The sequence below is a fragment of the Lutibacter sp. A64 genome (genome assembly GCF_022429565.1).
In the GTDB taxonomy this organism is placed as follows: Bacteria; Bacteroidota; Bacteroidia; order Flavobacteriales; family Flavobacteriaceae; genus Lutibacter.
Genome location: NZ_CP092487.1, coordinates 3,771,929 through 3,784,865, shown reverse-complemented (window position 1 = coordinate 3,784,865; position 12,937 = coordinate 3,771,929). Strand labels below are relative to the sequence as shown.

Below are 12,937 nucleotides of genomic sequence, written 5' to 3'. Positions count from 1 at the left end.
TCTTAAAAATTAATATTAACTAACTTTTAAAAATCAATTATTATGGAACCATTTTTAGGACAAATACAAGCATTCGGATTTAATTTTGCACCACGTGGATGGGCTAAATGCGATGGACAACTTTTAGCTATTAATTCAAACCAAGCTCTTTTTTCTTTATTGGGAACTACTTATGGTGGTGACGGCAGAACTACTTTTGCACTACCGGACCTTAGAGGTAGAAGTGGAATACATTTTGGTCAAGGACCTGGACTAAACAATGTAGTTCAAGGACAAAAAGGTGGCGCTGAAAACCGTACACTTACTGTTGCAAATCTGCCTGCACACAACCACCCAGTAAATGCGAAAGAAGAGGGCACTACGGATGATCCTACCGGAGCATTTATAGCTGGCGATGGAACTAATGCTTTTGGTGCTGCTACAGATAAAGTAATGGCAGCTACATCCGTTGGCAATACTGGTGGTGGACAATCATTTAGTACAAGAGATCCTTTTTTAGGAATAAATTATTGTATTGCATTAGTTGGAATTTTCCCTTCAAGAAGTTAAACAGATTGCTTTTATCGCCTATAAAATTCACTAAAGTTCACTTTCATAGTTGAAAGGAGCCTAAACTTATCTATTATGAAAAAAATTACACTCTTGTTGGTTGTAACACTAACTGTTTTTTACACAAATGCTCAAACAACACTTGCTCCAGGAGATATTGCTTTTGTGGGTAGTAATACCGATGGGGCAACAAATTTTATAGATTCTGTATCCTTTGTTTTACTAAAAGATATTGATGCTGCAACCACAATTATCTTTACCGACAGAGGTTGGGATGATGCCACTGGTTTCACAAACTTTTGGGGTGATGGCGAATTTACTTGGACCAGCGGTTCAGCAAGATCTGCAGGAGAGGTGGTAACCATAGATATGAGCTTACTCTTTCCGGCTGCTTACGCTATAATTGGTGATCAACTTTTTGCAATTCAAGGCACCATTGCAGCTCCAGTTTTTATTGCTGGTCTACAGTATAACGATGCTACAGGAACTGACGCAAATTGGGACGGAGTTTCTATAAATAATTCAACTTCTGCACTTCCAGATCAATTGGAAAATGGTGTAAATGCTGTTAGATTGTATTCTGCAGGTTCAGCAGAATCTGACAACTGGCAGTTTGATTGCAGTCTTGCTAGTGGAAATACGTTAACGGGCACTGCTGTTGAACTTTCAGCTATAATAAATAACGTATCTAATTGGAAAAATAATAATACTACAATTTTTAGCCCAACTGCAAATGAAAATTGCTCCTACAATGTATTACCTCCAGTTGATGAAACTTTGGTAACACTAGTGGGTGGTATTTTAACTATTGAAGACACTATTGGTAAAAATGATGATTTAATTATTTCCTATGCCAATGGGGCTTTTATCATTACAGACAATAGTGGTTTAGAAATATCTACTAATATTCCTGGTGCTACGGGAAGCGGAACAAGTACAATTACAATACCCGGTACAGGAATAACAAGTATTTTAGTTAACACTTTAGAAGGTGATGATACATTTATTGTAGATTTTTCAGAAGATACTATAAATATACCTATTAGTTATAATGGTGGTGATCAAAACAATTCAATGCCTGGAGACATACTTACCATAACTGGAGGTACTTTTGCTACAGTAATCAGTAATTTTACCAACGCCAATGATGGTAGTATTTTATTAGATGGTAATCAAATAAATTATACCGGTTTAGAACCTATAGATATGTCTGGTTCTACTGTAAATGACTTAATTTTTAATTTACCCAATAGTGCTAACAACGCAGTTTTAGAAAATGATACATCTACTGGATATACTCAATTTTATTCAAATAATGGCACCTTTGAATCTATGGTGTTTTCTAACCCAACCATTTCATTAACTATTAATGGGGGAACTCAAGCAGAAACTATATCTGTGCAAGGGGTTGACGCTGCTTTTGATGCAGATTTAACTATAAATGGTGACGTTGACGATTATGTTAACTTTCAAACCAACCCAACCAGTGTTGGCACTGGAAATATTACAGTGAATGCTTTAGCTATTTCGGTAATACAAGATATATCAACCACAGAAACTGGTTTCATTTCAATGACTAGTGACTCTAAGATCATTATAAACTCAGCTGCTTCTGTAACTGCTGAAAATGGAAATATTACCCTATTAGCAAATGGAAATACCTCAGGAGACTATGATGGAGTTTTAATATGGAATGGATCTATGGTTGAAACTACTGGATCTGGTAATATTTTATTTACAGGAACCGCACAAAGCCTAGGGACGAACAGTTTTAACTATGGCGTTGTGGTAGAAGGTAATGCACAAGTAATTACTTCAGGCACAGGTGCCATTACTTTTAATGGTACAGGTGCAAGTACCGGAGAAAATTCAAATAATGGAGTACAAATTAGTTTTGGGGCCAGTGTTACTTCTAATGGAGGAGATATTCGTCTAAATGGAGTAGCTGGTGGATTAGGAAACGAAAATAGAGGAGTTGCAATATTAGAAAATAGTTCGGTAACCAATGCCTATGCCAGTGGCATTTATATAAATGGGACAGGGAGCACTACTTCAACAGGAAATAGTAATCAAGGTATTTTTATTTCCTCTGGGTCAACTGTTATACAAACCGGAACCGGAGGTATTAGTATGAACGGTAATGGTGGTAGTGGAATTAATACTAATATTGGAGTATTCTTAGTTGGTACTAATACAAAAATTCAGTCCAATACTGGAAATATCTCTTTAACTGGTACTGGCGGAAATGGTACTGGAAACAATAATGAAGGTGTTACAATTGCAGGGGCGGCAATAGTAGAATCATCAGCTGGATTAATTGAATTATTAGGAACTGCAACAGGAGGAACAAACTTTAACAAAGGTATTGTGCTCGCTGGTGCTGAATCTGGAATAAGAAACAATGGAGGAGGAACATTGCTTACAGGATTTGGAGCAGGAACTGGAAATGATAATCATGGAATTCAATTAGAAAATGGTGGATTTATTGAGAGTACAGATAGTGGAACAATCACTCTAATTGGAACAGGAAGTGCAGGAGTAAGTGCTAACCAAGGGATTCTCCTTAAAGGTGCAGGAGCAACTATATCTTCAGTAAATGGAGATATCTCTCTTAATGGAACAGGTGGTAACGGTACTGGAAACAATAATGAAGGTGTTACTATTATCGGTGATGCTTTAATTCAATCAACTGGAACTGGAGCTATTGATATTACAGGAAATGCTACAAATGGAATGAGTTTTAATAAAGGTATTGTCTTTTTTAATGCTGATGCTATAACAGCTAGCGGAGGAATTACAATGCTTGGAAATGGAAATGGTAGTATTGATGCAAATTATGGTATATCTATTGAGGGAGGTTCAACTATAAAAGATACCACAAGTGGAAATATTGCTTTAACGGGTACGGGAGGAGATGGATTAAGTTATAATGATGGTATCCAAATAGTAGGGAATTCCGTGGTACGGACAACAAACGCAGGTTCTATTATTTTAGAAGGTAACGGAAGAGGTAACTCTGATTCAAATAGAGGGGTTTTTATTAATGGTTCGGGAACAACTATTAGTGCAGCTAGTGGCACTATAGATATAACAGGGCAAGGTGCTATTGGTGGGTCTGGGTCAAGTAACTTTGGTATCGAAGTAAATGAAGCTACTATAGGAAATACAGGAGCAGGAGCCATTGCTCTAACAGGAACTGGAGGAGACGGAACTTTCTTTAATCAAGGTGTAAGATTAAATAACGGAACACGTATAAATGCTGTTGATGGTAATATAAGTGTAACAGGAACTGGAGGATCTGGTAGTTATGGAGACAATTTGGGATTACTAACTATAGGTGATGTTGATATTATTACTAGTGGAAATGGTGCTATCTCTTTAACTGGAAATGGAGGTCAAAGTGATAGTTGGGCCCGAGGAGTAGTATTATTTGATAATACTGGTCTTGTACAATCTAATGGTGGAGGTATCACTATTAAAGGAACAGCTGATAATACTTCTACTGGAAGTTATAATAAAGGAGTATCTATTGAAGGTGCTACTGTAGAAGATTTGGCAGGAGGTTCTATTAATATTAAAGGAATTGGAGGAATTGGTGATAGTGATAATTTTGGAATTGCAATACAAAATGCATCAATTGTAAGGACTAATACTGGTGAAATCTCTTTAACTGGTACCGGTGGAAATGGTACAGGTAATTTTAACCAAGGAGTTAGTATTTCTTCATTGGCATTAGTAAGGAATATGGGAACAGGGTCTATAAACATAACAGGTACTGGTGGTACAGGAGTTCAACAAAACAGAGGTATTGAAATACAAGGTGATGTTTCGGTAACTTCCAATGGAGGAAATATTTTTATTTCTGGAACCGGTAATTCTGGAACAACAGGTTCTTTTAATCTGGGAACCAGTATTAGAAATATAGCAACGGTTTCAACAATTGGAAATGGAACGATAACTATAGATGGAACAAGTGGGAATGGAACAGGTGGTAATTATGGTTTGGAAATAAATACCAACGGAACTGAAGTAAGTACAGAGAATGGAAATATAACAGTTAATGGAATTTCTACTGGAACTGCAGGCGGAAATAACTATGGAACATATATTGGCTCTCTAATAAATGCAACTGGCACAGGTTCTATACAAATAAACGGTACTGGAGGTAATGGAACAACTAATAATATTGGGCTTTATCTTAATAATACTACCTCTATTACAAGTGTTGGAGGTAGTATTCAACTAAATGGTACAAGTTCAGCTCTAATTAATCCAGCCATAAATATAACCACACTTATAGGTCCTATTTCAGCAGGAGGAGATATAACCGCAACAGCAAGCTTAGGTAAAATTAATACCCCAACTGGAATACCCGGATATGCAATATTCAATGCTTCAAATACTTTTATTAATGGAATACTTGCTCCAGGGCAATCGCCAGGACAAGTCACTGTTAATGGAAACTTTACATTAAGTTCTGGAGACACGGCAGAATTTGAAATAAACGATATAACTACTCCAGGAGCAGATTACGACCAAATTGTAGTAAATGGTACAGTAGATGTAACTGATGCAACCTTAACACTGGTTAATAATTTTGTTGGAACCCTTCCAGAAGCTAACGAATTTATAATTATCGATAATGACGGTACTGATGCTGTTATTGGAACTTTTAGCGATCTTCCAAACAATGCATCAATACCTTTTAACGGTCAATTTGTATTTGTAAAATATGACGGTGGAGATGGAAATGACGTTGTATTAGTAGTAGATTCAATGCCAACAGCAATTTGTCAAAATTTTACAGCACAATTAAACGCTACAGGTAATGTTACAATTTTACCTTCTGATATAGATAATGGATCCTTTGATCCAGATGGCCCCGTAAGTTTAGCTATAGATAATGCTACTTTTTCTTGTACCGATATAGGAGAACACATAGTTACACTAACTATTACAGATAGCACTGGTAATACTGACTATTGCACTGCTACAGTAACGGTTGAAGATAACATTCCTCCAACAGTTTTGACAAAAGACGTTACCGTACAATTAGATGAAAATGGAGAAGTTACTATTTCACCTAATATTTTCGACAATGGTTCAACAGATAATTGCGAAATTAAAAGTATAGGAGCTAAAATTAATAATATTACACGTTTTTCAGAACAAACATTAAATTGTTCCAATCTTGGAGAAAATACAATTAAATTATATGTTGTAGATACTAATGAAAATGTATCATCTGAAAATGCAATTTTGACTATTGAAGATAACATTGCTCCAATAATAAACACTCAAAATATAATTATTGAATTGGATGCTAACGGATCTGCAACAATTACTGCAGACCAAATTAATAACAGCTCAACAGATAATTGTGAAATTGAAACTTTAGCTTTAGATACCACAACGTTTAATTGTGCAAATATTGGAGAAAATACAGTTATTCTTACAGCAACTGATAGTAGCGGAAATAGTGCTAACGCCAGTGCAATTGTTACTGTTCAAGACAATATAGCACCAACAATAAGCACTCAAGATATAATTATTGAATTAGATGCTAACGGATCTGCAACTATTACAGCAGACCAAATTAACAACAACTCAACAGATAATTGTGAAATTGAAATTTTAGAATTAGATATTACAACATTTAATTGTACTAATGTTGGAGAAAACACAATAACACTTACCATTACCGATGTTAATGGAAATAGTGCTAACGCCAGTGCAGTTGTTACTGTTCAAGACAATATTGTTCCAACAATAAGCACTAAAGATATAATTATTGAATTAGATGCTAACGGATCTGCAACTATTACAGCAGACCAAATTAACAACAACTCAACAGATAATTGTGAAATTGAAATTTTAGAATTAGATATTACAACATTTAATTGTACTAATGTTGGAGAAAACACAATAACACTTACCATTACCGATGTTAATGGAAATAGTGCTAACGCCAGTGCAGTTGTTACTGTTCAAGACAATATTGCTCCAACAATAAGCACTAAAGATATAATTATTGAATTAGATGCTAACGGATCTGCAACTATTACAACAGACCAAATTAACAACAACTCAACAGATAATTGTGAAATTGAAACTTTAGAATTAGACATTACAACATTTGATTGTACTGATGTTGGAGAAAACACAATAACACTTACAGCAACTGATAGTAGCGGAAATAGTACTAACGCCAGTGCAATTGTTACTGTTCTAGATAATATTGCACCAACAATAAGCACTCAAGATATAATTATTGAATTGGATGCAAACGGAATTGCAACTATTACAGCAGATCAAATTAATAACAGCTCAACAGATAATTGTGAAATTGAAACTTTAGAATTAGACATTACAACATTTGATTGTGCAACTATTGGAGATAATACAGTAACATTAACAGTAACTGATAGTAACGGAAATATTGCTAACGCCAATGCTATTGTTACTGTTCAAGATAATATTGCTCCAACAGTAAACACTCAAAATATAATTGTTGAATTAGACATCGATGGAAATGCTACAATTACAGCAGACCAAATTAATAACAACTCAACAGATAATTGTGAAATTGAAACTTTAGAATTAGACATTACAACATTTGATTGTACTAATATTGGAGATAATACAGTAACATTAAGAGTAACAGATACAAATGGAAATAGCACAAGTGCAACAGCCATAGTAACTGTTAAAGAACTAATTGCTCCAACAATTAGTTGTGCTGCTCCTTTTACAATTCAATTAGATGAAACTGGAAGTGCAAGTATTACTGTTGATCAAATAGACAACGGTTCAACAGATAATTGTGGAATTGCCTCTATAATAATTGATAAAGACACTTTTGACTGTGCTGATATTGGCGAAAACACCATTACACTAACTGTAACAGACACAAGTGGAAACACTAGTTTCTGTGAAACTACAGTTACTGTTGAAGATGTAAACGCCCCAATAGTAATAACACAAAATATCTCTATTGAATTAGACAGTAATGGAAATGCAACCATCGATGCTAATGACATTGATGATGGTAGTTTTGATACTTGTGGAATAGCTACTATGAGTTTAGATAAAACAACATTTAACTGTCCTACTTTAGGTGATACTTCGGTAACATTAACAGCTGTTGACAATGCGGGGAATAGTGCATCAGAAATGGCTATTATAACTTTTACTTCGGATGATTTAGATAATGATGGTATTGCAGATAGTTGTGATGATGATCTGGATGGTGATGGCGTAAATAACGTCATAGATAATTGTCCTACAGTTCCAAATGCCAATCAAGCAGATTTAGACCGTAATGGAATTGGTGATGTTTGTGATAGTGGTGAGTTAGAAATACCGAAAGGGTTCTCTCCTAATGGAGATGGAGCTAATGATGAGTTTATAATTAAAGGACTTCATAAATATCCTAATAACAGTATCCAAATCTATAATAGATATGGAAACATAGTTTATGAATCCAAAAATTATCAAAATTATTGGGATGGCGTATCTTCTGGTAAATCTAAAAAATTACCCGCAGCTCCATATTTTTATGTGTTAAGTGTTAATGGAGGAAGTAAAATAGTTAAAGGCTGGTTATACATCAATTATTAAGAAAAATTAAGATGAAAAATATATTTAAACAATTAGTATTTGTAAGTGCTTTTTTAATCATTTTAAAAAGTAATGCACAACAAGACCCATTATACACACAATATTATAACAACTTTAGCTTAATCAATCCTGCCTACTCTGGTAGTCATGGATTATTTACTGCTACTGCAAACATTCGTAGTCAGTGGGCTGGTGAAGCTGGTAGCCCAGAAACACAGACCTTATCAATTCACGGAGCTACTGATAAAAATGTAGGTTTAGGTTTGTCTATTGTAAATGATAAAGTGTTTGTATTAAAAGAAACTGATATCTATGCAGATTTCTCCTATTCTATTTATCCAAATGAAAATTCTACGCTTGCTTTTGGATTAAAAGCTGGAGGTAGTTTTCTAGATGTAAATTTATTAGAACTCGGTATTGAAAATGACAATTTGTTTAGTGAAAACATTAATGAATTTAACCCTAATATGGGAGCGGGTGTGTTTTACTATACAGATCGCTTTTTTGCAAGCTTATCTACCGTAAACATTTTAAAAAGCAAGCATTACGATAAAAGCAGTACGGTAGTTTCTAGTGCTTCAGATGAAATGATATTTTATATATCTTCTGGATATGTGTTTGACTTAGGAGATTCATTTAAACTAAGACCTTCTTTTATGTTAAGAGCGGTAAATGATTCTCCACTTTCAACAGATATTTCTGCTAGCATTTTGTGGCTTGATAAATTAGAATTTGGTATCTCACATAGAATTGATGAATCTGTCTCTGGTCTTTTTCAACTTAGATTGACAGACAATTTAAAAGTTGGATATACTTACGATGCGATTACAAATAACCTTTCTAATTATAATAATGGATCGCACGAGTTTTCTATTATTTTAAACCTTAATAAAAACAAAAGAAATGATCATAAAAGACAACCACCTCTTTATTGGATGAAGAAACAACATTCTGAAGATATTTTGGAATTAAAAAATCCTGAAAAAGAAAATTAGTTTTTAATACTAAAGTTTACAACTTTAAAAAGAGGCTGTCTAAAAAATAGACAGCCTCTTTGCTTTTGCTAAAATTTAAAAAAATTTATTCTTTTTTTATACCATCAATTATATTTTGAATTCTACTTTCTTCAATATTATAATCTATAGCAATATTTTTCTTTTCTGGAAATTGCTCAATCATTACCGTTGTAGATGGGAATGCAAAATCAACTCCTATTTCTGCTGCTAATTTTAAAATTGCAATGTGTAGACTATGTTTAGATGCTTGCTCTTCATTCCAACCTAATTGAACAAAGTATACATTTAAAAGTATTTCTAATGCAGAATCTCCAAAACCAGAGAATTCAACATTAAAGGCATCATCTCGTGTAGCTGGATGTAATTCAATAATTTTACGCACACCTTTTACAAAAGCATCTATAAGTTCTGGAGGTGTATCATAACGTAACCCTAAAGTGGTTGTATACCTTCTATACGCCCTAAGTCCTTTATTATTTACAACCATTTCAGACAACGTACTGTTTGGTATTTGATATACTGAAGTATCTGCAGCTCTAACCGTAGTAGATCTAAACCCAACAGATTCAACTGTACCTGCTACAATACCTGCTTCTATCCAATCTCCAATATGAAATGGTTTATCTACAAAAATCATTATTGTACCAATAAAATTCTTGACTGTATCTTGAGAAGCCAAAGCAACCGCAATACCACCAATTGAAGCCCCTGCAATAACCGTAACAGGTTCAACCCCAAAAAGAGTAAGGAGTTTTAGAAACCCAAGAAACAGTACCAATCCTTTTAAAAAATTATATAAAATTGGCACTAGTTGGTCATCCAATTTACCGTGTGTAGATTCTGCATAGTCAGCATAAATATCCATAACTACCTTTACTAGTTTTAAGAATACATAAATCCAAAAAACAGTAACCATAATATTTAAAGCCAAAAATATAAATGTGTTTAAATCTAATGGAAGTGCTAATGAAGGTAGTTCGGCTTTTATAAACCAAATTAAGATTAATAATACAATTGGTCTAGTTAATTTTTTTAATGCTAATTTAATTTTATCATTAGACTTTTTAACGAGCCAATATTGAATCTTTTGTAAAATAAAATAAATTATTCTTCTTAAAACATAAAATACCCCAAGACAGATAACTGATAAAATTAACAAGCCAAAATATTTCCATAATTCTATGTTAAAGACTTTTTCTTTACCAAATTCTGGAACAACTTGTTGTAACTTTTCAGTATACCAAGGATAAATATTGTTATACAGTACATCTATATTATTTGAAACATCTGGTGAATAATACCAACTATCACCAATTTTTTCAACATAAACATCTGGCATTCTATAAGGAAATAGTACATACCTATACCCTACTTTATATCCTGTTGAATCTGAATATGAATTATCTTTTGGAACTTTAGAAAAGTCTACTTTTAATCCTTTTCCGTCCAATATTTTCTTTAATTTAATAGCTATTTCTTCAGCTTCATCACCTTCAAAACCATAAATTGTTTGAGCTGCTTTTTCAGGCTCATAAGAGTCTGTCTGTAAAAAATACAAATGTGTATAAATTGTTGAATTTGGATTACTTAAATCAACTTTTACCTTATTTTGAGCAATAAGTGTTGAAGAAAGTAATAAAAAAAATAAAACTATTTTTTTCATTTTAAATATGTTTAAATATTAATTGTAAGAACTCAATAAAAACCTATAATTTCTATCTTTTTTTTCTTTTTTTAAATTTCTTTTTTCTTTTTGAATTAAATGGTACTGCGTCATTAAAAGTATCTTTAACTTTTTCAGATTTATTTTTTCTCCAAGAATTAGTTGTTGGAAGCAATTTTTGTAACAAATCTTGTCTTCCTACTTTTAAAAGTGTTTTTCTAATCCAAGCTTGATTTTCTCTCTTATACCAGAAGAAAAAACGATGTTGTTCTTCTTTTTCGTGCTTAGATTTAGGCGTTCTTGTAGGTTTTAACGTATATGGGTGGTAACCGCTATAATAAATAACAGTAGCTACTGTCATAGGTGTTGGTGTAAACCCTTGTACTTGCTCTAATTGAAACCCCATATCTTTAGTTTCGGCAGCTAAATTTGCCATATCTTCAACTTCACAAGCTGGGTGATTTGAAATAAAATAAGGAATTAATTGTAAATTTAATTTTTTACGAATGTTAATTTTATCGAAACGCTCTTTAAACATATGAAAATATTTAAATGAAGGTTTTCTCATTAATTTTAAAACTGGATCTGATGAATGCTCTGGTGCAACTTTTAACCTCCCAGAAACGTGCTTTGTCATTACTTCTTCAGTATAAGCATCAAGTTCTTTTGGGTCAGCTTTTTTATTAAATTCTGGTACCAACATATCGTGTCTAATACCACTTCCAATAAAAGATTTTTTAACCTTTGGATGTTTATCAACTGCTTGATACAATTCTGTTAAAGGCTTATGCGAAGTATCTAAATTATGACAAATTACAGGTGAAATACAAGAAGGAGCAACACATCTATCGCAAATTTCTTGAACCTTTCCTTTCATCTTATACATATTTGCTGAAGGTCCTCCAATATCAGATAAATAGCCTTTAAAATCGGGCATATTAGCTACTTGATCTACTTCTTTTAAAATAGACTCTTGACTTCTACTTGCTATAAATTTTCCTTGATGTGCAGAAATTGTACAAAAACTACAACCTCCAAAACAACCTCTATGTATGTTTATAGAGAATTTAATCATTTCAAATGCAGGTATAGTACCTCGCTTATTATATTTTGGATGTGGAAGTCGCGTAAAAGGCAAATCAAAAGAAGTGTCTATTTCTGCTTCTGTCATTGTCTCGTATGGCGGATTTATAATTAGCCTAGAATTTCCAACATCTTGAAAAATTCTATTTGCAAATAACTTATTAGATTCTTGCTCAATTACTTTAAAATTTGATGCAAATAGTTTTTTATCCTTCAAACAAACTTCGTGTGAATGAATAAAAATGTCTTTCCAGTTTTTGTTTTTTGGAATTTCTTCATCCTTATCTAATAAAAATGCTGTTTGTTTAATAGTAGTTAAACTAGAAAACGGAACTCCTTTTTGTAATAAATTTACAATTTCACGTAAGGGCTGTTCTCCCATTCCATACACCAATAAGTCGGCTTTAGATTCTTCTAAAATCGTAGGTTTTAATGTATCACTCCAGTAATCGTAATGCGTAACTCTTCTTAATGATGCTTCAATACCACCAATTAAAACAGGTACATCGGGAAATTTTTCTTTTAAAATATTACTGTAAACAGTAGTTGCATAATCTGGCCTAAATCCTTTATCTCCATTTGGAGTATATGCATCTTTATCTCGTTTTCTTTTACTAGCTGTATAATTACTCACCATTGGATCCATACAACCACCAGTTACAGCAAAAAACATTTTTGGAGTTCCTAATTTTGTAAAGTCTTGTAGGTTATCATGCACGCTAGGTTGTGGAACAATTGCCACTCGCAATCCATAACTTTCTAAAATTCTACCAACAACTGCATGTCCAAATGCTGGATGATCTACATAAGCATCTCCACTAAAAAGAATTACATCTAATTCTTCCCAGCCTCTAAGTTTCACCTCTTTATTAGTAGTAGGCAACCAATCTGAAAGTTTGTTCATCATATTTTGCAAAAATACACTATTTATAATTATTCCTAATTAGATTTTTTAGTTGTTCGCATTTCATTTTAAAATTTTAATAATAAATGTTTAATGTTAACG

At 33.1% G+C, this 12,937-nt stretch carries 5 protein-coding genes; 3 read left to right on the top strand and 2 right to left on the bottom strand.

Annotation, left to right across the window (positions count from 1 at the left end):
• Positions 1–42: 42 nt before the first annotated feature.
• The 3 genes from MKD41_RS15370 to MKD41_RS15360 all read left to right on the top strand — a co-directional run bounded on the left by MKD41_RS15370 (position 43) and on the right by MKD41_RS15360 (position 9,164).
• Positions 43–549 (top strand): phage tail protein, encoded by a 507-nt coding sequence (locus MKD41_RS15370; RefSeq protein WP_240243225.1) that lies wholly within the window; start codon positions 43–45, stop codon positions 547–549.
• A 75-nt stretch (positions 550–624) separates the two neighbouring features.
• Positions 625–8,169 (top strand): gliding motility-associated C-terminal domain-containing protein, encoded by a 7,545-nt coding sequence (locus tag MKD41_RS15365; protein WP_240243224.1) that lies wholly within the window; start codon positions 625–627, stop codon positions 8,167–8,169.
• A gap of 11 nt (positions 8,170–8,180) precedes the next feature.
• Complete coding sequence (locus MKD41_RS15360; protein ID WP_240243223.1) at positions 8,181–9,164, top strand: PorP/SprF family type IX secretion system membrane protein; 984 nt, start codon at positions 8,181–8,183, stop codon at positions 9,162–9,164.
• Positions 9,165–9,249: 85 nt separating this feature from the next.
• On the opposite strand, the gene MKD41_RS15355 is transcribed toward MKD41_RS15360, so the two are convergent.
• Both MKD41_RS15355 and MKD41_RS15350 read right to left on the bottom strand, forming a co-directional pair.
• Complete coding sequence (locus tag MKD41_RS15355) at positions 9,250–10,848, bottom strand: mechanosensitive ion channel family protein (RefSeq protein WP_240243222.1); 1,599 nt, start codon at positions 10,846–10,848, stop codon at positions 9,250–9,252.
• Positions 10,849–10,900: 52 nt separating this feature from the next.
• On the bottom strand, positions 10,901–12,838 hold the full coding sequence (locus MKD41_RS15350) for a YgiQ family radical SAM protein (RefSeq protein WP_240243221.1): 1,938 nt from the start codon (positions 12,836–12,838) through the stop codon (positions 10,901–10,903).
• Between the last annotated feature and the right edge of the window lie 99 nt (positions 12,839–12,937).

Excerpts from the sequence above, each read along its gene's own strand:
- MKD41_RS15365 (WP_240243224.1), top strand. The coding sequence starts at position 625 with ATGAAAAAAATTACACTCTTGTTGGTTGTAACACTAACTGTTTTTTAC.
- MKD41_RS15355 (WP_240243222.1), bottom strand. The coding sequence starts at position 10,848 with ATGAAAAAAATAGTTTTATTTTTTTTATTACTTTCTTCAACACTTATT.
- MKD41_RS15370 (WP_240243225.1), top strand. The coding sequence starts at position 43 with ATGGAACCATTTTTAGGACAAATACAAGCATTCGGATTTAATTTTGCA.
- MKD41_RS15350 (WP_240243221.1), bottom strand. The coding sequence starts at position 12,838 with ATGATGAACAAACTTTCAGATTGGTTGCCTACTACTAATAAAGAGGTG.
- MKD41_RS15360 (WP_240243223.1), top strand. The coding sequence starts at position 8,181 with ATGAAAAATATATTTAAACAATTAGTATTTGTAAGTGCTTTTTTAATC.